The 21,976-nt window shown below is 72.4% G+C and carries 23 protein-coding genes; 18 read left to right on the top strand and 5 right to left on the bottom strand.

Annotated elements, in window-relative coordinates; all coding sequences use genetic code 11:
- Positions 1–4 precede the first annotated feature (4 nt).
- Entirely contained in the window at positions 5–1,177 is a 1,173-nt protein-coding gene (locus tag HQM25_RS16415) for a 4-hydroxybenzoate 3-monooxygenase (protein ID WP_172991210.1), read from the bottom strand.
- A 184-nt stretch (positions 1,178–1,361) separates the two neighbouring features.
- Between HQM25_RS16415 and HQM25_RS16410 the strand changes: the two genes are divergently transcribed.
- On the top strand, positions 1,362–2,744 hold the full coding sequence (locus HQM25_RS16410; RefSeq protein WP_254359417.1) for an HNH endonuclease signature motif containing protein: 1,383 nt from the start codon (positions 1,362–1,364) through the stop codon (positions 2,742–2,744).
- 21 nt (positions 2,745–2,765) lie between these two features.
- Here HQM25_RS16410 and HQM25_RS16405 read toward each other — a convergent pair whose 3' ends face one another.
- The gene (locus HQM25_RS16405) at positions 2,766–3,518 is read right to left on the bottom strand and encodes an IclR family transcriptional regulator (protein WP_172991209.1); all 753 of its coding nucleotides are present in this window, start codon (positions 3,516–3,518) and stop codon (positions 2,766–2,768) included.
- Between the two features lie 141 nt (positions 3,519–3,659).
- Here HQM25_RS16405 and pcaH point away from each other — a divergent pair, with 141 nt between their 5' ends.
- The 11 genes from pcaH (at position 3,660) to HQM25_RS16350 (ending at position 11,789) form a co-directional block, all read left to right on the top strand.
- Positions 3,660–4,475 (top strand): protocatechuate 3,4-dioxygenase subunit beta, encoded by an 816-nt coding sequence (gene pcaH, locus HQM25_RS16400; protein ID WP_172991208.1) that lies wholly within the window; start codon positions 3,660–3,662, stop codon positions 4,473–4,475.
- Positions 4,475–5,044 (top strand): protocatechuate 3,4-dioxygenase subunit alpha, encoded by a 570-nt coding sequence (pcaG, locus tag HQM25_RS16395; RefSeq protein WP_172991207.1) that lies wholly within the window; start codon positions 4,475–4,477, stop codon positions 5,042–5,044. Before pcaH ends, pcaG begins: the two co-directional genes overlap by 1 nt.
- On the top strand, positions 5,034–6,413 hold the full coding sequence (locus tag HQM25_RS16390; RefSeq protein ID WP_254359416.1) for a lyase family protein: 1,380 nt from the start codon (positions 5,034–5,036) through the stop codon (positions 6,411–6,413). Before pcaG ends, HQM25_RS16390 begins: the two co-directional genes overlap by 11 nt.
- A complete protein-coding gene (locus HQM25_RS16385) occupies positions 6,410–7,201 on the top strand; it encodes an alpha/beta fold hydrolase (RefSeq protein WP_172991205.1) in 792 nt (263 codons plus the stop codon). The genes HQM25_RS16390 and HQM25_RS16385 overlap by 4 nt, the downstream gene beginning before the upstream one ends.
- On the top strand, positions 7,198–7,593 hold the full coding sequence (gene pcaC, locus HQM25_RS16380) for a 4-carboxymuconolactone decarboxylase (RefSeq protein ID WP_172991204.1): 396 nt from the start codon (positions 7,198–7,200) through the stop codon (positions 7,591–7,593). Before HQM25_RS16385 ends, pcaC begins: the two co-directional genes overlap by 4 nt.
- Before the next feature lie 98 nt (positions 7,594–7,691).
- Positions 7,692–8,456 (top strand): 3-oxoacid CoA-transferase subunit A, encoded by a 765-nt coding sequence (locus HQM25_RS16375; protein ID WP_172991203.1) that lies wholly within the window; start codon positions 7,692–7,694, stop codon positions 8,454–8,456.
- The gene (locus HQM25_RS16370; RefSeq protein ID WP_172991202.1) at positions 8,453–9,127 is read left to right on the top strand and encodes a 3-oxoacid CoA-transferase subunit B; all 675 of its coding nucleotides are present in this window, start codon (positions 8,453–8,455) and stop codon (positions 9,125–9,127) included. The genes HQM25_RS16375 and HQM25_RS16370 overlap by 4 nt, the downstream gene beginning before the upstream one ends.
- 1 nt (position 9,128) lies before the next feature.
- Positions 9,129–10,304, top strand: a complete 1,176-nt coding sequence (locus HQM25_RS16365; RefSeq protein ID WP_172991201.1) for a thiolase family protein — start codon at positions 9,129–9,131, stop codon at positions 10,302–10,304.
- 40 nt (positions 10,305–10,344) lie between these two features.
- Positions 10,345–10,632 carry a type II toxin-antitoxin system VapB family antitoxin gene (locus tag HQM25_RS16360; RefSeq protein WP_172991200.1) on the top strand — a complete coding sequence of 96 codons (288 nt, stop codon included), beginning with the start codon at positions 10,345–10,347 and terminating at the stop codon, positions 10,630–10,632.
- Complete coding sequence (locus HQM25_RS16355) at positions 10,629–11,027, top strand: type II toxin-antitoxin system VapC family toxin (protein WP_172991199.1); 399 nt, start codon at positions 10,629–10,631, stop codon at positions 11,025–11,027. The genes HQM25_RS16360 and HQM25_RS16355 overlap by 4 nt, the downstream gene beginning before the upstream one ends.
- A 3-nt stretch (positions 11,028–11,030) precedes the next feature.
- Complete coding sequence (locus tag HQM25_RS16350) at positions 11,031–11,789, top strand: IclR family transcriptional regulator domain-containing protein (RefSeq protein ID WP_172991198.1); 759 nt, start codon at positions 11,031–11,033, stop codon at positions 11,787–11,789.
- A gap of 10 nt (positions 11,790–11,799) precedes the next feature.
- Here HQM25_RS16350 and HQM25_RS16345 read toward each other — a convergent pair whose 3' ends face one another.
- Genes HQM25_RS16345 through HQM25_RS16335 form a run of 3 tightly spaced genes read right to left on the bottom strand, consistent with a single transcriptional unit; the run spans position 11,800 to position 16,176 of the window.
- Positions 11,800–13,335 (bottom strand): peptide MFS transporter, encoded by a 1,536-nt coding sequence (locus HQM25_RS16345; protein ID WP_172991197.1) that lies wholly within the window; start codon positions 13,333–13,335, stop codon positions 11,800–11,802.
- A 50-nt stretch (positions 13,336–13,385) separates the two neighbouring features.
- Positions 13,386–14,786: an MFS transporter gene (locus tag HQM25_RS16340; protein WP_172991720.1), complete on the bottom strand. Its 1,401-nt coding sequence runs from the start codon at positions 14,784–14,786 to the stop codon at positions 13,386–13,388.
- 25 nt (positions 14,787–14,811) lie between these two features.
- Positions 14,812–16,176 (bottom strand): condensation domain-containing protein, encoded by a 1,365-nt coding sequence (locus HQM25_RS16335; protein ID WP_172991196.1) that lies wholly within the window; start codon positions 16,174–16,176, stop codon positions 14,812–14,814.
- A 51-nt stretch (positions 16,177–16,227) separates the two neighbouring features.
- Between HQM25_RS16335 and HQM25_RS16330 the strand changes: the two genes are divergently transcribed.
- The 6 genes from HQM25_RS16330 to HQM25_RS16305 all read left to right on the top strand — a co-directional run bounded on the left by HQM25_RS16330 (position 16,228) and on the right by HQM25_RS16305 (position 21,972).
- Positions 16,228–17,010 (top strand): alpha/beta fold hydrolase, encoded by a 783-nt coding sequence (locus tag HQM25_RS16330; protein WP_172991195.1) that lies wholly within the window; start codon positions 16,228–16,230, stop codon positions 17,008–17,010.
- Positions 17,011–17,059: 49 nt separating this feature from the next.
- On the top strand, positions 17,060–17,776 hold the full coding sequence (locus HQM25_RS16325) for a GNAT family N-acetyltransferase (protein ID WP_172991194.1): 717 nt from the start codon (positions 17,060–17,062) through the stop codon (positions 17,774–17,776).
- 86 nt (positions 17,777–17,862) lie between these two features.
- Positions 17,863–18,045 carry a hypothetical protein gene (locus HQM25_RS16320; protein ID WP_172991193.1) on the top strand — a complete coding sequence of 61 codons (183 nt, stop codon included), beginning with the start codon at positions 17,863–17,865 and terminating at the stop codon, positions 18,043–18,045.
- Between the two features lie 27 nt (positions 18,046–18,072).
- Positions 18,073–19,200, top strand: coding sequence for an o-succinylbenzoate synthase (gene menC / locus HQM25_RS16315; RefSeq protein ID WP_172991192.1), 1,128 nt, complete (start codon positions 18,073–18,075; stop codon positions 19,198–19,200).
- A 2-nt stretch (positions 19,201–19,202) separates the two neighbouring features.
- Positions 19,203–20,096 carry a hypothetical protein gene (locus HQM25_RS16310; protein ID WP_172991191.1) on the top strand — a complete coding sequence of 298 codons (894 nt, stop codon included), beginning with the start codon at positions 19,203–19,205 and terminating at the stop codon, positions 20,094–20,096.
- A 28-nt stretch (positions 20,097–20,124) separates the two neighbouring features.
- Entirely contained in the window at positions 20,125–21,972 is a 1,848-nt protein-coding gene (locus HQM25_RS16305; RefSeq protein WP_172991190.1) for a vWA domain-containing protein, read from the top strand.
- Positions 21,973–21,976 lie beyond the last annotated feature (4 nt).

Here is a 21,976-nt window from a genome sequence, read left to right as displayed (position 1 = left end):
GTGGTCAGTCCAGCGGCCACCCCGTGTACGCCTCGGCGAGGTAGGCGCGGCCGGCGTCCGAATCCACGACCGTGCGCAGCTCGCCGAGCTGGCGCAGCCGGTCGAAGTCGGTGGCGTCCGGTGTCACGTGCAGCATCGAGGTCATCCACCACGAGAAGTGCTGCGCCTTCCAGATGCGCTGGCGCGCGGCATCCGCCCATCCGTCGATGCCGGCCTCGTCGCCGCGCAGCAGCAGCGCCTCCAGCGCCCGCGCCAGCAGGATCACGTCGGCGACCGCGAGGTTCATGCCCTTCGCCCCCGTCGGCGGCACGGTGTGGGCGGCGTCTCCGACGATCGCCACGCGTCCCCGGCGCAGGTCGCGCGCGACGAAGGAGCGGAACCGCAGCACGTCACGCTGGAAGATCGGGCCCTCGGCGAGGGTCGTGCCGGGCACCCGCTTCTGCAGCGTGTCCCAGATCTCGGCTTCGCTGAGCGCGTGCGGGTCGGCCTCCGGGTCGCACTGGAAGTACATGCGCTGCACGGTGGGGGAGCGCTGGCTGATGAGGGCGAAGCCGTCGGGTGAGTTCGAGTAGATGAGCTCCTCGGCGCTCGGCGGCGCCTCGCACAGGATGCCGAACCACGCGAACGGGTACTCGCGGAAGTAGCCGCCGTGCGCGCCGGTGACCGCAGCCCGCACGCTCGAGCGCGAGCCGTCGGCGCCGACCACGAAGTCGGCCTCGATCTCGAGCGGGGCGCCCGTCGGATCGGTCGCGCGCACGCGCGGCGACGACGTGTCGGCGCCCTCGACCGACGCCACGGTGACGCCGAAGCGCAGGTCCTGTCCGGCCGCGAGCCGCGCGGCGATGAGGTCCTTCAGCGCTTCGTGCTGCGGGTAGAGCCACACGGCGCGGCCGACGAGGTCGGCGAAGTCGATGCGGTGCCCGGCGCCGTCGAAACGCAGCTCGATGCCGTCGTGGCGGGAGCCGACCGTGTGCACGCGCGATCCGTCGATCGCGGCGAGCAGCTCGACCGTCCCCTGCTCGAGGATGCCGGCGCGGATCGTCGTCTCGATCTCCTCGCGCGAGCGCTGATCGACGACGATCGACTCGATGCCCGACGCGGCGAGCAGGTGCGAGAGCACGAGCCCCGCCGGTCCGGCGCCGACGATCGCGACGCGGGTGCGGATGGTCTCGGTCATGGGGTGTCTCCTTCGACATGGTGCCTGCGATTCATGGTGCGCGCGGAGGTTCGACATCCAGGCCGCACTCTCATTGAACGGGTTGCCGCGTGGACCTGGCGACGGTCGCCGACTCCTTCGTCGGACGCGATCCTCTCTCGATCACACTCTGGACACATTCGAACATCTGTTCTATTCTGGATGCATGACCTCGACCCTCGCTCCGGCCGCCGATCTCGAGACGGCGGACGGCCCCGACGAGCTCGATGAGTCGGTGTGGATGAGCGACGCGGAGTTCTCCGCGGTCGTCGTGCCGGATGCTGTGGATCTGGTGACCGAGGTGGCGACGATGGAGGCCGTGTTCGCGGCGCAGCGACTGGAGCGCATCCACGGGATGCGGCGGGAGGCGCTCGCCGCGGCCGACGACAGCGGGTTCGGGGCCCACGGGGTGCGGTACGGAGCGATGTCGGATCTCACCGAACGGTCGATCCGGCTGGAGCTCGCCGCGGCCATGCGGATCACCGAGCACGCCGCGGGCCGCATGATCACGCACGCCGAGGCGCTGGTGTGCCGGTACCCGCAGGCGCTCTCGTCGCTGGGCGGCGGACGGATCACGCTGAAGCACGCCGAAGTCCTCGTCGACGAGATCGACCGGCTGCCGGCCGCGCTGCGCGGCGACATCGTGGAGCGCGCGGTCGCCGTCGCCGAGGCCGAGGCGGTCGGCACGTTCCGTCGCGCCGTGCGGGCGATGGTCGACGCCGCGCTCGCCGCTACCCTCGAGGAGCAGTACCGCCAGGCGGTGCAGGAACGGCGGGTCGTGGTCGAATCGACCGGCGCCGGCATGGGCGTACTGCACCTGCACGCCCCCGAGGTGGAGCTGCGGGCGATCCACGGCCGCGCGACCGCGATGGCGAAGACCATCACGGGGCGCGATGGCGAGCAGCGCACGCTCGACAAGGTGCGTGCCGATGTGCTCTGCGACCTGCTCATCGATGGAACGACCGACGCGACGCCCGCGACGGCGCGGGGGATCCGTGCCACGGTGGTCGTGACGGTTCCCGCGCTCGCACTGCTCGACGACGACGCGGCCCGTGCGAGCGACCCGGCCACGGTCGAGGGCGTCGGGCCGATTCCGATCTCCCGTGCTCGTGAGCTGTGCGGCGGCGACACCCGCTGGATGCGGGTGCTCACCCACCCCGAGACCGGCGCGGTGCTGTCGGTCGGGCGAGACTCCTACCGGCCGCCGGCGGCGTTGCAGAGGCTCGTGAGGTGGCGGGCCGACCGATGCATGGGTCCCGGGTGCGGGATGCCGGCATCACGATGCGAGATCGATCATCAGATCCGCTGGGCCGACGGTGGCGAAACCTCGCTCGAGAACAATGCGCCGTTCTGCAAAGGCCATCATCTCGTGAAGGACAACACGACCTGGAGGGTCGAACAGCTCCCCGCGAGCGGCGGCGCCGTGCGATGGACCTCGCCCACGGGGCGACGATACGTCGTGAACCCCGAACGGCGGATCCCCGTCTTCCGACCGAGCCCGCCCGTGCCGGCCGCCGACAGGGGCGATGACGACCTGCCGCCCTTCTGACGTCGCAGCCGGGCGGCCGCGTCAGCGTCGATACCCCATGGCTCGCTCGATGTCGCGGGCGGCGCGGTAGAGCTCCTCGAGCGCGTAGGCGGTCTGCGCGTCGCGAGGGAGCACCACCGAGAGCGCGGCGACGGGCGCCCCGGTCTCGTCGTGCACGGGAACGGCGAGCCCCGTGGAGACCTCCTCGATGTAGCCGGGGGCGATCGCGTGGCCGAGCGTGCGCACCTCGGCGAGCTTGCGGCGCACCGCGGCCGGGTCGGTGGGCGTCGAGCGGGTGAGGGCGCGCAGCGGCGCACCGAGCACCCGCTCCTGCAGCTCCGCGTCGGCGAAGGCCAGAAGCACCAGCCCCGACGACGACGCGTGAAGGGGCAGGCGCCCGGCGACGCGGGTGACGTTCGAGCCCGCCCCCTGTCCGCTCAGCCGTTCGAGGAACAGGGCTTCGTCCTGCTCGAGGATCGCCAGCTGCGTGTGCTCCCGCACGCGCGACTGCACGCGCTCCATGAACGGCATGGCCGCCTGGCGCAGGCGCAGCGCGTGCGACGAACGCGTGGCCAGCTCCCACAGGCGCATGCCGATGCGGATGCGCCGGTCGCCGTCGCGCTCGAGGAGGCCGGCATCCACCAGCTCCCCGACGATCCGGTGCGCGCTCGACGACGGGAGGCCGCTGCGCCGGCCGATCTCGGCCGCCGTCTGCGCGGTGCGGGTCGGCGTGAACGTCTCGAGAACGCGCACGAGCCGGTCGGTCACGGAGTCGCCGGAGGGGGAGTTCGCCACCCTCGCAGAATGCCACACAACGCCTCCGATTCCCATTGGACGGGAAGAGGGATGCCGCGCCCGGCCGCCCGGAGGAGCATGGGAGCGGCGCCGTGCGCGCCGCCGTTCCCGAGCCCGACCGCGTCGAAGGAGACCGACCCCATGGCAGACGCGCCCACCGCCGCAGCCCCGGAATCGCTGCTGGCACCCGCGATCCAGGTGTCGCAGGACGAGATCACGGCCGAGATCGTCGCGATCCACGCCGAGGCCGAGCGGCGTGTCGCCGCCGGCGAGCAGGTGCCCGCGACCCTCTACGACTTCCCGCCGTACCGGTCGAGCATCCTGCGGCACCCGACGAAGAACCCCAAGCTCGTCGACCCGGAGACCATCGAGCTCTGGTCTCCGGCGTTCGGTCAGCGCGATGTCGCCGCGATCGAATCCGACCTGACGCTCCAGCACACCGGAGAGCCCCAGGGCGAGCGCATCACGGTGTCGGGGCGCCTGCTCGATTCGTGGGGGCGCCCGCTGGCCAATCAGCTGATCGAACTGTGGCAGGCCAACGCCGCCGGGCGCTACATCCACCAGCGCGACCAGCACCCCGCCCCCCTCGACCCGAACTTCACCGGTGCCGGCCGGGCGGTCACCGATGGCGACGGTTTCTACCGGTTCACCACGATCAAGCCCGGCGCGTACCCGTGGAAGAACCACGTGAATGCCTGGCGGCCCGCGCACATCCACTTCTCCGTCTTCGGCTCGTCGTTCACGCAGCGCATCGTGACGCAGATGTACTTCCCCGGCGATCCGCTGTTCCCGCTCGACCCGATCTACAACACCATCCGCAGTCAGAAGGACCGCGACCGCCTGATCGGCGTGTACGACCACGACCTGACGGTGCCCGAGTTCTCGATGGGCTACCGCTTCGACATCGTCGTCGACGGGCCGGATGCCACATGGTTCGAGCCCGAGGGAGAGCACTGATGACCACCGCGAACGTGCCCCCGAAGACCCATGCGCCCACCGCCGGCCAGACCGTCGGCCCGTTCTTCGCGTACGGGGTGGAGTACCCCAAGATGCGCGAAGTCGCCTTCCCGCACTCGCCGGGGGCGATCGTTCTCACCGGCACGGTGACCGACGGCGACGGGAACGCGATTCCCGACGCGATGCTCGAGATCTGGCAGCGCGACGCCGACGGCTCGGTGCCGCGCGGTCGCGGATCGCTCCGCCGTGACGACCACACGTTCACCGGATTCGGGCGCTCGTACACGAACGACGAAGGCGGTTACTACTTCTGGACCCGCAACCCCGGCCAGGTCGCCGCCGAGGCGCCGTTCATCGCGCTCATCGTCTACGCGCGCGGACTGCCGAACAAGCTGCACACCCGCATCTACCTGCCCGACGACGAGGCGGCGCTCGCCGCCGATCCGCTCCTGTCCTCGCTCGACGCCGAGGAGCGCGCTACTCTCATCGCTGAGCGCACGCCCGATGGCGGACTCCGGTTCGACGTCCGCCTGCAGGGCGAGAGGGAGACCGTGTTCCTTGCCTTCTGACCCCGCCCCGATCGACGTCGGGCTGCTGTCGCCGGTGACGGTCGGCTCTGCCGACGCCGTGTCGGATGCCGCGGTGCTCGACGCGCTCGTGACCGCCGAGGCCGCCCTCGCCCGGGCGTGGGGGGAGGTGGCGGCCGCGCCCGCCGACGCCGTGGCCGGGATCTCCGGGGCGCTCGGCTGGAGCGGGCCGGGACAGCTGTGCATCGGGCACGGTGCGGACCTCGGCGCGCTCGCCGAGGCGGCCGTCGCGGGCGGCAACCCCGTCATCCCGCTGGTCTCCGCATTGCGCGCGCGCGTCGCGCCCGAGCATCGCGCCTGGGTGCATCGCGGCGCGACGAGCCAGGACATCCTCGACTCCGCCCTCATGCTCGTCGCCCGACGTGCGTGCACCGACGTCTCGGCGGCGCTCGAGCGCGCCGAGGCCGCGCTCACGGCGCTCGCCCGCACCCACCGCGGCACGGTCGCGGCGGCCCGCACACTCGGCCAGCACGCCGTGCCGACGACGTTCGGTCTGCGCGCGGCCACGTGGCTCGCCGGCGTGCGCCGCGCCGGCGTGCGGCTCGAGGCCGCGGCATCCACTCTCCCCGCCCAGCTCGGCGGGGCGGCCGGCACCCTCGCGGCGGCGGTCGAGGCCGCCGGCCACGCGCTCGGTGACGAGGCGGCGCGCGATGCCGCGGTGCGGCTGCCGACGCTGCTGGCCGCCGAGCTGGGGCTGGCGGCCCCCGACGCCCCGTGGCACACCGTCCGCTGGCCGGTGACCGAGCTCGGCGACGCCCTCGTGCAGGTGATGGATGCCGCGGGCGTCGTCGCCGCCGACGTCGTGACGCTCAGTCGCACCGAGATCGCCGAGGTCTCCGAGGGCGCCGCCGGCGGCTCGTCGGCCATGCCGCAGAAGCAGAACCCGGCGGCGTCGGTGCTGATCCGATCGGCGGCGATCCGCGCGCCGCACCTCGGGGCGAGCCTGCATGCGTCGGCGGCCCTCGCCGTCGACGAAAGACCCGACGGCGCGTGGCACGCAGAGTGGCCGGTGCTGCGGGAACTTCTGCGCCTCGCGCTCGGCACCGCTGCCACGCTCGCGCGCCTCGTCGACGGACTGGTGATCGACGCCGACGCGATGGCGCGCAACACCGCAGCCTCGGGCGGCCTCATCGTCGCGGAGCGGCTCTCCGCCGTCGCCGCGCCGCTGGTCGGCCCCGACCGTCTCGCGGCGATCATCGCCCGGGCGAACGGCGGTGACGATCTGCGCGGCCTCCTGGCCTCCGAGAGCGCGCTGGCAGGTCTCGACCTCGACGAGCTCCTCGACCCCGCGCACTACACGGGCCTTGCCGGCATCCTGACCGACCGACTCACCGGAGACACCCGCGCGTGACCATCCCGACCCTCGCCTTCACCGAACCCGTCGGACCCGCCGGCGCGCCCCTGCTCGTGCTGGGGCCGTCGCTGGGCACCTCGACGATCCTCTGGGAGGCAGCGACGCCGGCGCTCGCGACGGAGTTCCGCGTCACCGCGTGGGATCTTCCCGGTCACGGCGCCTCGCCCGCCGGCGCCGCGGCTTTCTCGGTCGCCGACCTCGCCGATGCCGTCGCCGAGCGCGCGCGCGGACTCGGCGAGCACCGCGTGCTGTACGCCGGCGTCTCGCTGGGCGGCGCCACCGGGCTGGAGCTCTCGCTGCGGCATCCCGATCTCGTCGCCGCGTCGGCGATCGTCGCCTCGGGCGCCAGGCTCGGCGATCCGGCCGCGTGGCACGAGCGGGCCGCGCACGTGCGGGCACTCTCGACCGCGTCGCTCGTGATCCCCTCGGCGCAGCGCTGGTTCGCGCCCGGGTCGATCGAGCGGCACCCCGACCTGTCCGGGCGCCTGCTGCACGCGCTGCGCGATGCCGACGACGAGAGCTACGCCCGCTGCTGCGAGGCGCTCGCGGCGTACGACGTGCGCGACCGGCTCGGCGAGATCGCGGTGCCGACGCTCGCGCTGTGGGGTGAGCACGACGCTGTCGCGCCCGAGGGCAAGGCCGTCGAGATCGCGTCCGGCGTGCGCGACGGTCGGGCCGAGTGCGTGGCCGGCGTCGCCCACCTGCCGCCGGCGGAAGACCCGGCCGCGACGGCGCACGCGCTGCGCGCCTTCTTCGCGACCACTCTCGAAAGGACGGGGCGATGACCACGAACGAGGGACTCTCCGACGCGGAGCGCTGGGAACAGGGCATGCAGGTGCGCCGCGCGGTGCTCGGCGACGAGCACGTGGACCGTGCGATCGCGAACACCACGGAGCTGACCGCGGACTTCCAGGACTTCATCTCCCGGTATGCGTGGGGCGACATCTGGTCGCGTCCGGGCCTCGATCGCCGGTCGCGCTCGGTCGCGGTGCTGACCGCGCTCATCGCGCTCGGCCACCACGAAGAGCTCGCCATGCACCTGCGTGCGGCGCTTCGCAACGGCCTCACCGTCGACGAGGTGCGGGAGGTGATCCTGCAGGCCGGGCTGTACTGCGGTGTGCCGGCGGCCAACACGGCGTTCCGCATCGCGTCGGAGGTCTACGGCGACGAAGTGTGACCGGGCAGACCCCCGGCGCGACCGATGGCGTATCCTGTTCATAATACGTACAGGCGTTCGCATGTCGAACACTCGAGCGGCGAACCAGAGGAGGCGCGATGATCGACAAGACGGTGCCGGATGTCGAGGCTGCTGTGGCGGGCATCCCCGACGGAGCGACGGTGATGATCGGCGGCTTCGGCCGCGCGGGGCAGCCGGTCGAGCTCATCGACGCGCTCATCGCGCAGGGCGCGACCGACCTCACGATCGTGAGCAACAACGCCGGCAACGGGGATGTGGGCCTCGCCGCCCTGCTGGCGCAGAAGCGCGTGCGCCGGATCATCTGCTCGTTCCCGCGTCAACACGACTCGTGGGTGTTCGACGGGCTGTACCGCGCGGGGGAGATCGAGCTCGAGATCGTGCCGCAGGGCAACCTCGCCGAGCGCATCCGCGCCGCGGGCGCCGGGATCGGCGCGTTCTTCTCGCCGACGGGCGTGGGCACGCTGCTCGCCGACGGCAAGGAGGCCCGCCGCATCGACGGACGCGACTACGTGCTCGAGTACCCGATCCGCGCCGACGTGGCCCTCATCAGCGCGCGTGCCGCCGACCGGTGGGGCAACGTCGTCTATCGCGAGACGGCCCGCAACTTCGGCCCCGTGATGGCGGCAGCCGCGCGCCGCACGATCGTGCAGGTCGACGAGATCGTCGAGCTCGGATCCCTCGATCCGGAGTCGGTGGTCACCCCGGGCATCTTCGTCGACCGCGTGGTCGCCGTCGGCGAGCGCGCGTGGCTGCGCGAGGGCGCCTTCGTCGGCGGGGTGGACATCGAAGGGCAGCCGGTGTCGGCGGGCGCGGCATCCACCGAGACGGAGGGCGGCCGGTGAGCACCGCGACGAACCCCACCACCCGCATCTCGCGTGCGCAGCTGGCCGCCCGCATCGCCGCCGACATCCCCGAGGGCGCCTACGTGAACCTCGGCATCGGCGCGCCCACCCTGGTGGCGGACTTCCTGCCCGAGGGCCTCGAGGTGATCCTGCACACCGAGAACGGGCTGCTCGGCATGGGGCCGGCTCCGGAGCCCGGCCGCATCGACCCCGACCTCATCAACGCGGGCAAGCAGGCGGTCACCGCGCTGCCCGGGGCCGCGTACTTCCACCACGCGGACTCGTTCGCGATGATGCGCGGCGGGCACCTCGACGTGTGCGTGCTCGGCGCCTTCCAGGTGTCGCAGACCGGCGACCTCGCGAACTGGTCGACGGGGGCGCCGGGCGCGATCCCCGCGGTCGGCGGCGCGATGGACCTCGCCATCGGCGCGAAGGCGGTGTACGTCATGACCGACCTGCTCACGAAGACCGGGGAGTCCAAGCTCGTCGCGGCGTGCACCTACCCGCTCACCGGGGTCGGCTGCGTCACGCGCGTCTACACCGATCACGCCGTGTTCGATGTGACCCCCGACGGGTTCGCCGTGCGCGAGGCGTTCGGCGAGAACACCGTGGCGTCGCTGGCGGAGCTCACCGGCCTGACACTGGCCGATGCGACCGGAGAGGATGCCTGACATGACCCGCACCCACATCTTCGACGCCGTGCGCACCCCGTTCGGTCGCGCCGGCGGCGCCCTTGCGGGCATCCGCCCCGACGACCTCGCGGCCCTCGTGATGAAGGCGTCGGTCGAGCGCGCCGGTCTCGACCCGGCGCTCGTGGACGACGTGATCTTCGGCGACGCGAACCAGGCCGGCGAGGACAACCGCAACGTCGCGAGGTTCGGCGCATTGCTGGCCGGGTTCCCGACCACGGTGACCGGCGTGACGGTGAACCGCCTCTGCGCCTCCAGCGTCGAGGCGGTGGTGCAGGGGTCGCGCGCGATCGAGTCCGGCGATGCGCGGATCGTGCTCGCGGGCGGCGTCGAGTCGATGAGCCGCGCGCCCTACGTGGTGGAGAAGTCGCCGCGGCCCTACCCCGCGGTCGGCAACCAGACCCTCTGGAACACCGCGATCGGATGGCGCATGACCAACCGCGCGCTGCCGCGCCACTGGACGATCTCCAACGGCGAGTCGGCCGAGAAGATCGCGCGCGAGTGGGGCATCGACCGCGACGCGCAGGACGCCTTCGCGGTGCGCTCGCACCGGCTCGCCGCGCAGGCGTGGGCGGCGGGCGTGTACGCCGGCGAGGTCGTCGGGGTTCCCGGTGTCGACTTGGCGCGCGACGAGGGCATCCGCGACGACACGTCGGTCGGGGCCCTGGCGAAGCTGAAGCCCCTGTTCGCGGCCGACGACGCGGGCACGGTCACGGCCGGCAACTCCTCGCCCATCAACGACGGCGCATCGGCCGTGCTGCTCGGGGCGGAGGGGGCGGTGGATGCCGCACCGCTGGCGGTCATCACAGGCCGGGGCGCTCACGGCACCGACCCCGATCAGTTCCCGATCGCGCCGATCGAAGCGGCGAACAAGGCGCTCGCGCGCGCCGGACGCACGTGGGCGGACGTGGACCTCGTCGAGCTGAACGAGGCGTTCGCCTCGCAGTCGCTGGCGTGCATCGCCGGATGGCCCGACCTCGACCCGGAGAAGGTGAACATCCACGGCGGCGCACTGGCGATCGGGCACCCGCTGGGCGCCTCCGGCGGCCGCATCATCGGCCACGCCGCGCATGAGCTCGCCCGTCGCGGCGGCGGCGTCGCGGTCGCCGCGATCTGCATCGGCGTCGGGCAGGGTCTCGCCGTGGTGCTGGAACGGTAGAGGGGTAGACCATGCTTTCTACCCTGGGTAGAATCGCCGCGTGAGCCTGAACATCAAGAACGAGAGCGTGCACGCCCTCGTGCGCGAGCTCGCCGAGATCACGGGCATGAGTCAGACGAGCGCCGTGGAGGATGCCGTGCGGCGGCGTCTCGAGCAGCTGCGCGAAGAGACGCCGAAGCGCCGATTCAGCCCCGAGGAGGAGGCGCGACGCCGTGCCGAGATCCGTCGGATCGTGGCGCAGTTCCACGAAGAGACGACTCCTGAGCAGAGGGAAGCGATGAGCAACCACGGCGATTGGCTGTACGACGAACTCGGTCTCCCGAGGTGATCGTCGACACATCCGCGCTCATCGCGATCCTTCAGGACGAAGACTCCGCCGCGGACCTCGCGGAACTCCTCCTCGAACAGGGCGGCGCCATCTCGGCCGTGACGCTCCTGGAGGCGCGCATCGTTGCACTCGCGAGGGGTGGCGCTTCGGCGGTCCGTCGCGTCGACGATATGGTCGCGCAGTTCTCCTTGGACATCGCCCCCTTCGATGCGCGGCAATCGGACGTCGCGGCGACGGCGTACCGCGATTACGGGAAGGGCTCGGGGCACCCCGCGCGCCTCAACTTCGGCGACACGGCAAGCTACGCGCTCGCTCGAGTGCAGAACGACTCGCTGCTCTACGTCGGCGACGACTTCTCGCGCACCGACATCCGTCCGGCGCTGGAGGACGGGTGACGCATGGCTGAGGAGTTCGTCCAGTCCCTCGTCCGCGGACTCGCGGTGGTCCGTGCGTTCGACGCGGAGCATCCCGAGCTGTCGCTGAGCGACGTGGCGCGCCGCACCGAGCTGACCCGCGCGGCCGCCCGCCGGTTCCTCCACACCCTCGTCGCGCTCGGATACGTGCGCACCGACGGGCGCACCTTCGCGCTGACCCCGCGCGTGCTGGAGCTGGGCTTCTCCTACCTGTCGTCGCTGTCGCTGCCCGAGATCGTGCAGCCGCACCTGGAGTCCCTCTCCCGCACTGTCGACGAGTCCGTCTCGGCGGCCGTGCTCGACGGCGACGACATCGTCTACGTCGCCCGCGTCCCCACCCGCCGCATCATGAGCGTGCGCATCACGATCGGCACGCGGTTCCCGGCGGCGGCCACGAGCATGGGGCGCGTGCTGCTGGCGGGGATGCCGGATGCCGCGCGCGACGCGCTGCTGGCGGCATCCCCGCTCCCGGCCCACACGGAGCGCACGATCACCGACCCGGCGGCCCTGCGGGCCGAGCTCGACCGCGTCGCCGCACAGGGATGGGCGCTCGTGGACGGCGAGCTGGAGCCGGGCCTCCGCTCGGTCGCGGTGCCCGTGCACGACCGGCGCGGCACCGTGGTCGCGGCCGTGAACGTCTCGACGAGCGCGACGCGCGACTCGGTCGAGCACGTGCGCGAGCGGTACCTGCCGCCGCTGCGCGAGACCGCCGCCGCGATCGACGCCGAGCTGCGACTGGTGTGACGCGAGCGGGCTACCGCACCCCTCGCATGAGGGCGAGCACCGGCTTGACGGCCGCCACCAGCGCCGCGCCCAGCAGGATCGCGATCACACCCAGGATCGTGAAGTAGGGCACCTCGTCGTCGGGGTTGTAGAACTGCGCGAGCCAGCCCGCGATCGCAGTGCCGAGCGCCACCGACAGGAAGTAGAGGGCCACCATCTGCGTGTGGAAGCGCTCCGGGGCGAGTTTGGTCGTCACCGAGAGCCCCGGCGGGGAGATGAACAGCTCGGCGATCGTGAACACGAGCAGGATGCCGACGATCGCCAGCAGCGGCGTCGAGTTCGGGCCGCCCCCCGCGAAGGGGAGGAACAGCAGGAACGCGACGCCCATGATCATCGCGCCGACGCCGAACTTGACCGGCGCCGACGGGGCGCGGTCGCCGAGCTTCGACCAGATGGCGGCGAAGACGCCCGAGAGGATGATGACGAACACCGGGTTGATGGAGTTGATCCAGGAGATCGGCATCGTCCAGCCGAGGATGTCGCGGTTCAGCCGCTCGTCGGAGTAGACGGTGAGCACGGTGAACTGCTGCTGGTACAGCGACCAGAAGCCCACATTCACGATGAACAGCGGAATGAATCCCGTCACACGCGAACGGTCGACGGCGGTGATCTGCGACGAGCCGATGATGACGATGAAGTAGGCGACGGCGGCGACGAGGGTGACGAGGATCACGATGCCGGCGAGGTTGTCGGCGCGGACGATGCCGAACAGCACCCCGAGCACGACCAGGAGGATGCCGGCCACGCCGATGCCGATCATCATGCCGTACCGGCTCCGGGGGAGCGGGTTGGCGACCACGCGCGATTCGGGCGGCAGATCCTTGCGGCCGAAGGAGTACTGGATGAGTCCGATCGCCATGCCCACCGCGGCGGCCCCGAACCCCCAGTGGAAGCCGACGTTGCTCTGCAGGAGTCCCGTGATCAGCGGGCCGAGGAACGCGCCGAGGTTGATGCCGAGGTAGAAGAGGGAGAAGCCGGCGTCGCGCCGGGGATCCTTCGCGGCGTAGAGCGTGCCGACGACGGCCGTCGCGTTGGCCTTGAGCCCGCCGGAGCCGAGCGCCACGAGGATCAGACCGACGCCCAGACCCCACACGTTCGGCAGAACCGCGAGCGCGATGTGCCCGGCCATGATCACCATGGCGCTGTAGAAGAGCACCCGCTCCGAGCCCAGCAGCCGGTCGGCCAGCCAGGCGCCCAGGATGGTCGCGAGATACACCGACCCGCCGTAGGCGCCCACGATGCCGGTGGCGACGGCCTGGTCGATGCCCAGGCCCCCCTCGGCGACCGAGAAGTACATGTAGATGAGCAGGATGCCCTGCATGCCGTAGAAGCTGAAGCGCTCCCACATCTCCACGCCGAACACGTGCGCGAGGGCCCAGGGCTGCCCGAAGAAGCGGGTGTCCTGCACTCCCTGGCCCCCGGTCGCGGTCGTCGCCTCCGCCGTCACCGCGCCATCGGGCGGTCCGACGGGCACCTGGTCCGGCTCGCGGCCGTCGTGCGCGTCCATGGCGTCAGGCTAGTCGCCGAGCCGCGCCGCCGACAGACCTCGCACCGTCGTCACTCGGGGAGCGAGGGATGCCGCTCCTGAGGCGCCCGGTGACGGGGGATGAACAGCGCCACGGCCAGCGCCATCACGGCCGCGGCGCCGCCGAGCACGAACGACAGCTGGAACCCCTGGGGCGTGGGAACCGGGACCCCCTCGAAGTCGATCGAGTAGGTCGCCAGGATCGCGCCGATCACCGCCGCCGCCGTGCTGGTGCCGAGCGACCGGAACAGCGCGTTCAGCCCGTTCGAGGCGCCGGTCTCGGACTGCGGCACCGACCTCATGATCAGCATCGGCATCGCGGCGTAGCCGAAGCCGATGCCCACCCCGATGATGATGTTGGCGACCACGAGCTGCCACACCTCGCTCGAGAACAGCAGCGTGAACGCGTAGGCCGCGATCAGCGAGATCGCGCCCAGCACGAGCAGGAGCTTGGGGCCGACGGTGCGCGCCAGCCGCCCCGAGAACGGCGAGAGCACCATCATCACGAGCCCGGCGGGCATGACCACCAGGCTCGCCGCCAGCAGCGACAGGCCGAAGCCTCCCACCTCCGCCGGCAGCTCGAGGATCTGCGGGTAGGCCACGTTGGAGGCGAACAGCGAGAAGCCCATCGCGATCGAGGCGATGTTGGTGAGCAGCACCGGGCGCCGCGCGGCCACGCGCAGATCGAGCAGCGGATCGTCGATGCGCAGCTCGTACCAGCCCCACACCAGCAGCACCGCGACCCCGCCGAGGCCCAGAGCCAGCACGGCGGGCGAGGTCCAGCCCCACTCGTTGCCCCGGGAGACGGCGAGGAGGATGCCGACCAGGCCGATCGCGAGCCCGGCGGTGCCGACGAAGTCGAACCGGCCGGCCGTGCGCAGCACGCTCACCGGCACGATCCACAGCACGAGGACGAACACGACCGCTCCGAGCGCGGCGGCCACCCAGAAGACCACGTGCCAGTCGCTGCGCTCGGTGATGAACGCGCTGATCGGCAGTCCGAGCGCACCGCCGACGCCGAGGGTGGCGCTGATGAGGGCGATCGCGGAGTCGACGCGATTCTCGTGCAGCACGTCGCGGAGGATCGAGATGCCGAGCGGGATCACCCCGGTCACCGCGCCCTGCAGCGTGCGGCCGACGATCACCCCGACGATGCCGGGGGAGACCGCTGCGATCACCGAGCCGGCCACGAGCAGCGCCAGCAGGATCAGCACGATGCGCCGCTTGCCGTACATGTCGCCCAGGCGCCCCGAGATCGGCGTGATCACGGCGGCGGCGACCAGGGTCGAGGTCACCACCCACGCGGTGTCCTCGCGGCTGGCGTTCAGGAGCTCGGGCAGCTTCGACTGGATCGGCACGACCAGCGTGAACATGAACGACGAGGCGAGGCCGGCCACGGCCAGCACGGCGACGATGGCCGCCTGGGGTGGCATCCGGGTGAGTCCGCGTCGATCGTCGTCATCCCGTGGTGCCACCACGCAAGGCTATCGGCGCGGAAGCGGGGGCCGGGCCGCCGGGGCGGAGTCCGCCCAGGCGGTCGGCCACGGCATCCACCCACGCCCTCACGTTCGTGCGGGCCGCCTGCGTGTCGGGATGGCGCCAGCGCACGTGGAGCCCGTCGTCGTTGACGATGAACCACACCATCACGCCGTCGGTGGACACCGTCGCCGACACGTACTGCACGTCGAAACCCGCATCGACGCCCACCGGCATGCGGCGCGTGTCGAGCCAGGAGAGCGCGAACATGCCGTGCGGTTCGACCATGCCGCCGTACGGGGCAAGGAGCGGCGCGAGCGGGTAAGAGCCGAGCCGGATCGCGTCCCGGAGCGCGGCGGCGCACGCGTGCGGGTCGGGGTCGCCGAGTTCGAGCACCGAGTTCGTGATGAACCAGCCGACCGCGTCGTCCCAGCGGCCGCCGTGGCGGCTGTGCACGGGGAACACCGCGCGCAGCGGCGCGCCGGAGAGGGCGAGGGTGGCATCGGCCAGCGCCGACATCGCCAGCGCGGTCACCCGCACGCCGCTCCGGGCCGCGCGGGCGGTGAGCGCGGCGAGCCCGTCGGCGTCGAGGATGTCGTCGACGCCCACGACGGCGCGCGCGGTGCGCGCCGGGTCGCCGAGGGGGAGCGGGAACCGGGGCATGGCGCCGCCGCCCGCGTCGAGCACCTCCGCCCAGCGCGCGGCGACGGCCGCGGGGGCGGGAGGCTGCGCGGCCAGCAGCCGGGTGTGGTCGGCGAAGGCGGGCGCGGGCGCGGTCTCGGGCCCGCGACCGTCGTGCAGATCCTGGATGCCGGCCTCCAGGTCGCGGGCGAGCACGAGCAGCGACCACATGTCCACGTGGGAGTGGTCCGACGCGATCACCGCGATCGGGCGGGGGTCGGGATCGGCCGAGGCGTCGTGGGGCTCCACCAGGCACAGCAGGTGGGAGGGCGCGGCGAACGGGCGGCAGCGCGCGTCGAAGAGCCCCGCCAGCACCTCCCGCGGGTGCGCCCCGACGGCGTCGTCGTGCAGACGCCAGCCGGCGACCTCGACCCGGGCTTCGCGCAGCCGCAGCTCGCCCGCGGCGTCGCGGTCGAACACCGTGCGCAGCGCCGCGTGGCGCGTGACGGCGGCGGCCCAGGCCTCGGCGATCTCGCTGCGGGCCGCCTGCTCCGGCAGGCGGAAGGCGATCGCCATCCACGATCCCGGCCGGTCGCCCGCCCCGACGTGACGGCGCTGGTCGAAGGAAATGGGCAGCACCGCGTCCTCGAGCACGTCGGCGCGCATCTCGAGGCTGCGGACGACGCCTTCGGGCAGCGTCATCTGGGAGACCGTGGTCAGCCGCATGGCGTCGTAGTCTAGGGCTCTCAGGTTTCACGCCCGCGCCGTGGAGGTTCTGTGCCCGCACTCGCCGTCGACGATGTGACCATCGACTACGACATCACGGGTTCCACCGGGCCGCTCGTCGTGCAGCTTCACGGACTCACCTCCTCGCGCGCGCAGGACGCCCAGCTCGGCCTCGACCTCGGTCGCGCCCTGCGCGGGCACCGCGTGCTGCGCTACGACGCCCGCGGGCACGGCGGGTCGACCGGAGACAGCGATCCGCGCTCGTACCGCTGGACCCGGCTGGCCCGCGACCTGCTCGCGATCCTCGACGCGCTCGCGCCCGGCGAGCGGGTGCACGCGGTGGGCCCCTCGATGGGCTCGGGCACACTCCTGCACGCCGCCAAGCGGCATCCCGAGCGATTCGCCAGCCTCACCCTGGTGGTGCCGCCCACCGCGTGGGCGACCCGGCCGCTGCAGCAGCGCGTCTACCGCGTGAACGCCGCGCGCATCGAGCGGGAGGGGCTCGACGCGTTCCTGGCCAGCGCGGTCTCCCCGGTGCCGCCCGCGCTCGCCGACGCGCCCGTCACGCACCCGAGCGTGCCGGAGCACCTGCTTCCCACGGTGCTGCGGGGTGCGGCATCCACGGATTTCCCCGGTGAGAAGACCGTTGCGAAGATCACGACGCCCACCCTGATCCTCGCCTGGACGGGCGACCCCGCCCACCCGATCACCACGGCCAAGCGGCTCAAGAAGCTGCTCCCGGACTCTCGGCTGGTCGTCGCCCGCACGCCCTACGGGATCATGGCCTGGCCCGGACTGTTCGCCGAGCACGTCGCCACCACCGGCGCGCGCTGACCGCGCGCTGACCGCGCGCTGACCGCACGCGCGGGCGTAACGTGGGGCCGTGAGCGCGCAACCCGATCCCGCGGCCGGTCTCGGCATCCATCCCCTCGACACCGTGGAGGAGGTCTTCACGGCCTCCGAGGTGCTCGCCGAGGTGTGGGGCGGCGACCGCGGCGGCATGCCGCCGAACCTGCTGCGCGCTCTCGCCCACGCCGGCAGCTACGCGGTCGGCATCTACGACGGCGAGCGCATGGTCGGAGCCTCGGTCGCGTTCTTCGCGGAGCCCGCGGCGCGATCGATGCACAGCCACATCACCGGCGTGCTGCCGGGGCACCAGGGCCGGGGGATCGGGCGGCTGCTGAAGTTCCACCAGCGGGATTGGGCGCTGCGCCGCGGCGTCGGGCACGTGACGTGGACGTTCGACCCCCTCATCGCCCGCAACGCCCACTTCAACCTGCGGGTGCTGGGAGCCAGGGTGACCGAGTACCTCGTGAACCACTACGGACCGATGGACGACGGCGTCAACCGCGGCGACGAGTCCGACCGGGTGATGGTGTCGTGGGCGCTCGCTGCGCCGCCCGCGCCCACCCCCGAGGACGATGCGGTGGTGGCGTCGGTCGCGATCCCGCGCGACATCGAGGCGCTGCGGGCGTCGGATCCGGTGGATGCCGCCTCCTGGCGCGTCCGGGTGCGCGAGGCTCTCGTCGGCCACCTCGCCGACGGACTCGTGGTCGGCGGCTTCGATGACGCCCGCGGGTATCTGCTGGTTCGACCCTGACCCGCGCCGGGCGCGGCATCCATCCACCGGGCGTGTATCAGGGCCGGCCGAAGGGGCTCCTCCACTGCGAACAGCCAGGAGGAGCCATGCACGAGCACACCGAGACCATCGTCGAGGCGATCGTCGACGCTTTCCGTCGCACGCCGCGCGCACCGCACACCGTGTCGCGCCGGATGCCGCGCCTGCCGCGCCGCGGCCTGCCCCGCGCCGCCCGCCAGACCTTCGTCGCCCCGTCGCGCCGGGTCGCCGCCCGCGTTGCGGCCGTCTGACCCACGACCCGGCGTAGCCTGAGGGGCATGCGCGCGCCCACCGCACCGATCACCCTCGACGGATTCGAGCTGCGGGTGCTGCACCTGCCCCTCGTGTCCCCCTTCACGACCTCGTTCGGCACCGAGACGGTGCGCGAGGTGATCGTGGTGCGGGCGCTGACGGCCGACGGCGACGGCTGGGGCGAGATCGTCACGCAGGACGCGCCGCTGTATTCGAGCGAGTACACCTACGGCGCCTGGGACGTCGCGCTGCGCTGGCTGATCCCGGCCCTGCTCGACGAGCGGACACTGCCTGCGGAGCGCGTCGCGCCGGCGCTCGAGCCGTTCAAGGGCCACCGCATGGTCAAGGCGGGACTCGAGCTCGCCGTGCTCGACGCGGCGCTGCGCGCCCAGGGCCGTGCGTTCGCGGAGTACCTCGGCGCCGAGCGCGACCGCGTGCCGAGCGGCGTGAGCGTCGGCATCCAGCGCGACCCGCAAGCCCTCGTGGAGGCCGTGCGCGGGTACCTCGACGAGGGGTACGTGCGCATCAAGATCAAGATCAAGCCCGGGCGCGACGTGCACGACACCGCCGCAGTGCGCGACGCCTTCGGCGGCATCCCCCTGCAGGTCGACGCGAACTCGGCCTACACGCTCGCCGACCTCGACACCCTCGCCGAGCTCGACCGGTTCGACCTGCTGCTGATCGAGCAGCCGCTGCAGGAAGACGACATCGTCGACCACGCCGCGCTGGCGCGTCACGTGAAGACGCCGATCTGCCTCGACGAGTCGGTGGTGTCGGCCAAGGCCGCCCTCGATGCCCTCGCGCTCGGATCGGCATCGGTCATCAACATCAAGGCCGGGCGGGTCGGCGGGTACCTCGAGGCGCTGCGCATCCATGACCTGTGCCGCGATGCGGGCATCCCGGTATGGTGCGGCGGCATGCTCGAGACGGGCATCGGCCGCGCGGCCAACGCCGCGCTCGCCGCCCTGCCGGGATTCACCCTGCCGGGCGACATCTCCGCCTCGAACCGCTTCTACACCCGCGACATCGTCACGGAGCCGGCTGTGCTCGAAGACGGCCACGTGCGGGTGCCGACCGGGCACGGGCTGGGCGTCGAGCTCGACGACGCCGCCCTCGAGGAGTTCACCGTCGCCCGAGAAGTGCTGCGGAGGTAGCGGTGGTCGCACGCGGGCGCGCCGTCGCCGCCCTGTCGACCGCGGTGCAGGTCGCGATGCTCGGTGCCCTGCTCGTGGCCTGCGATCCGGCCGGCCCGCCTTCGCCCTCGCCCGACGCCGTGCCCGCAGGGCTGGAGGTCGCGCTCGTGCAGCTGCGCGGAGACGTCGCCGCACGGCAGGCGCAGGTGCAGGTGAGCAACGGATCCGACGAGGCCGTCGTCATCGGCGATGTGCGCGTGCAGGACGAGCGCTTCGACGGGGAGGCGACGCGGGTCGTCGCGGGGCGCACCACGACCGTGCCGCCGGGCGGCCGCGTCGAGATCCGCGTGCAGCTCCCCGAGATGGCCTGCGCGGGCGACGGGACGGTGGATGCCGCGCCCGTCGTGCTCCTCGACCTCGGCGGCGACGCAGGAGAGCCCGTGCGGGCCGCGGCGACCGACCCGCTCGGCTTCGTCGGCCCGCTGCACGAGCGCGAGTGCCGCGCCCAGGCGCTCGGGGCGGCCGTCGACCTCGCGTTCACGTCGTTCACCACGTTCGCCACCGGTTCGCCGGGCATGCTCCGGCTCGAGATGACGCCCACCGGCGACTCGGCAACAGAGGTGACGATCGTCGCCGTCGAGGGCACGAACCTCCTCGACTTCGGCGACGCGAGCGTCGACGGCACCTTCCCGATCGACGCCGACGTGACCGCCGACGGCGCGGCGCAGGGTGTCGACGTGCCGATCGTGCCCTTCCGGTGCGATCCGCACGCCGTGCAGGAGGACAAGCGCGGCACGATCTTCGACGTGCGCGTGATCGTCGACGGGGAGCCGGGCGAGATCGAGCTGTTCGTCGGCGACGCGCTGCGCGGTCGCATCCTCACCTGGGTGGCGCAGTGGTGCGGCTTCGGCACGTGAGGCCCGGGCGGGGATCTACGCTGTACGCATGGCCCCCCGCCTCGAGACAGAGCCCGTCCGCATCGCCGCCGCCGGGACCCGCCGCACGGTCCGGATCGGCGCTCTCGCGCTCGCTGTCGGCCTGGCGCTGACCGCGTGCACGCCGACCGGTGAAGACGACGCGGTCGACGGAGACTTCGTCGACGACGGCTGCACGAGCGTGGTGGTGGCGACCTCGTCGGAGAAGGTCAACATGCTCGACGCGCTCGCCGACGCCTTCAAGCAGTCGCCGCAGCATGAGGCGCTCGCCGAGTGCGCCACCGTGCGCCCGATCAACGTCTCCTCGGGCGACGCGACGCGCTTCCTCTCCGCGGGCGGCGACTGGCCCGACGACGATGTGCGGCGCTGGCCGGCGATGTGGTCGCCCGCCTCCACCGTCTGGACCGAGCGCGTCGCGGCGGCGGGATCGCCGGCGCTCGTCGGCGAGCCGGAGAGCTTCACCCACACGCCGGTCGTGTTCGGCATGCCCGAGACCATGGCGAAGGCGCTCGGCTGGCCCGACGCCGAGATCGGCATCGCCGACCTGGAGGCGCTCTGCCAGGACCCGGAGGGCTGGGGCAGCGTCGGCAAGTCCCTGTGGGGGTCGTTCAAGATCTCCAAGACCAACCCGAACACCTCGACCACCGGCCTATCGGCGATCCTCATGCAGTCGTACGAGGCGGCGGGCAAGTCGGCCGACCTCACGACCGACGACGTCGCCACCGCGGAGGACTTCTCGCGCGTGTTCGAGGAGTGCGTCATCCACTACGGCGACACCACCGGCAAGGTGCTGACGACCCTCTACGACGAGACGCAGAACGGGGCGGGCGGGTCGGGCTACGTGTCGGCGGTCGCCCTCGAGGAGACCTCCCTCCTCAACTACAACCAGGGCAACCCCGACTCCCACACCGTGCAGCCGGGGGAGACGCTCACCCGGCCCAGCGAGAAGCTGGTCGCGATCTATCCCTCGGGCGGATCGATGTGGTCGGACAATCCCATCACCGTGCTCGGGGCCGACTGGGTGACCGACGCCCAGGCCGAGGCGGGCGCCGCGTTCGCCGCGTTCCTGCAGACCGACGCGGCCCAGGAGATCCTCCCCGCGTTCGGCTTCCGGCCCCTCGATGCCTCGGCGCCCCTCGGCGACCTGTTCACCGCGGAGTTCGGCGTCGACCCCGCCGGCCCCGCGATCACGCTCCCGCGCCCTGCCGTCGACGTGGTCTCGGCCGCGCTCGACCAGTGGACCCAGATCCGCAAGCCCTCGTCGGTGCTCGAGGTGATCGACATCTCGGGCTCGATGGACGACCCGATCGGGGATGGCCGTTCCAAGCTCGACGGCGCCATCGAGGGCGCGCAGGCCACGCTCGGCCACTTCCGCTCGAGCGACGAGGTGGGCGTCTGGGCCTTCACCACGGGCATCGAGTCCGAGGCCGGCGAGAACATCGTCGTGCTCCGCGACGTCGAGCCGCTCGCCTCCGATCGCGAGTCGGTGGATGCTTCGCTCGACGACCTGCGCTTCGCCCAGCGCGAGGGCACGCCGCTCTACGACGCGATCGCCGTCGCGTACGAGGAGATGACCGCGCGGGCCGAGCCGGGGCGCATCAACGCCATCGTCGTGCTCTCCGACGGCCAGGACACCGACTCCACGATCTCCCTCGATTCGCTCATCGCGCGCATCGGCGCAGACGAGGGGGAGGGAGGCGAGTCGTCGCCGGTGCGCATCTTCCCGATCGCGTACGGCGAGGGCGCCGACACCCGTGCGCTGCAGCGCATCGCGGAGGCGACCGGCGGTCAGTGGTTCGACGCCTCCGACGCGGCCAAGATCGACCTCGTGTTCGCCTCGGTCATCAACAACTTCTGAGGCC

It is taken from the genome of Microbacterium hominis, from assembly GCF_013282805.1.
Taxonomy (GTDB): Bacteria; Actinomycetota; Actinomycetes; order Actinomycetales; family Microbacteriaceae; genus Microbacterium; species Microbacterium hominis_B.
This window is presented reverse-complemented; position numbering and strand designations above follow the sequence as displayed.

What these genes read in the sequence shown, in the direction of transcription:
- HQM25_RS16305 (WP_172991190.1), top strand. Translation starts at nt 20,125, where the DNA reads ATGGCCCCCCGCCTCGAGACAGAGCCCGTCCGCATCGCCGCCGCCGGG.
- HQM25_RS16365 (WP_172991201.1), top strand. Translation starts at nt 9,129, where the DNA reads ATGACCCGCACCCACATCTTCGACGCCGTGCGCACCCCGTTCGGTCGC.
- HQM25_RS16415 (WP_172991210.1), bottom strand. Translation starts at nt 1,177, where the DNA reads ATGACCGAGACCATCCGCACCCGCGTCGCGATCGTCGGCGCCGGACCG.
- HQM25_RS16410 (WP_254359417.1), top strand. Translation starts at nt 1,362, where the DNA reads ATGACCTCGACCCTCGCTCCGGCCGCCGATCTCGAGACGGCGGACGGC.
- pcaC (WP_172991204.1), top strand. Translation starts at nt 7,198, where the DNA reads ATGACCACGAACGAGGGACTCTCCGACGCGGAGCGCTGGGAACAGGGC.
- pcaH (WP_172991208.1), top strand. Translation starts at nt 3,660, where the DNA reads ATGGCAGACGCGCCCACCGCCGCAGCCCCGGAATCGCTGCTGGCACCC.
- HQM25_RS16335 (WP_172991196.1), bottom strand. Translation starts at nt 16,176, where the DNA reads ATGCGGCTGACCACGGTCTCCCAGATGACGCTGCCCGAAGGCGTCGTC.
- HQM25_RS16350 (WP_172991198.1), top strand. Translation starts at nt 11,031, where the DNA reads ATGGCTGAGGAGTTCGTCCAGTCCCTCGTCCGCGGACTCGCGGTGGTC.
- HQM25_RS16375 (WP_172991203.1), top strand. Translation starts at nt 7,692, where the DNA reads ATGATCGACAAGACGGTGCCGGATGTCGAGGCTGCTGTGGCGGGCATC.
- HQM25_RS16340 (WP_172991720.1), bottom strand. Translation starts at nt 14,786, where the DNA reads ATGCCACCCCAGGCGGCCATCGTCGCCGTGCTGGCCGTGGCCGGCCTC.
- HQM25_RS16345 (WP_172991197.1), bottom strand. Translation starts at nt 13,335, where the DNA reads ATGGACGCGCACGACGGCCGCGAGCCGGACCAGGTGCCCGTCGGACCG.
- pcaG (WP_172991207.1), top strand. Translation starts at nt 4,475, where the DNA reads ATGACCACCGCGAACGTGCCCCCGAAGACCCATGCGCCCACCGCCGGC.
- menC (WP_172991192.1), top strand. Translation starts at nt 18,073, where the DNA reads ATGCGCGCGCCCACCGCACCGATCACCCTCGACGGATTCGAGCTGCGG.
- HQM25_RS16320 (WP_172991193.1), top strand. Translation starts at nt 17,863, where the DNA reads ATGCACGAGCACACCGAGACCATCGTCGAGGCGATCGTCGACGCTTTC.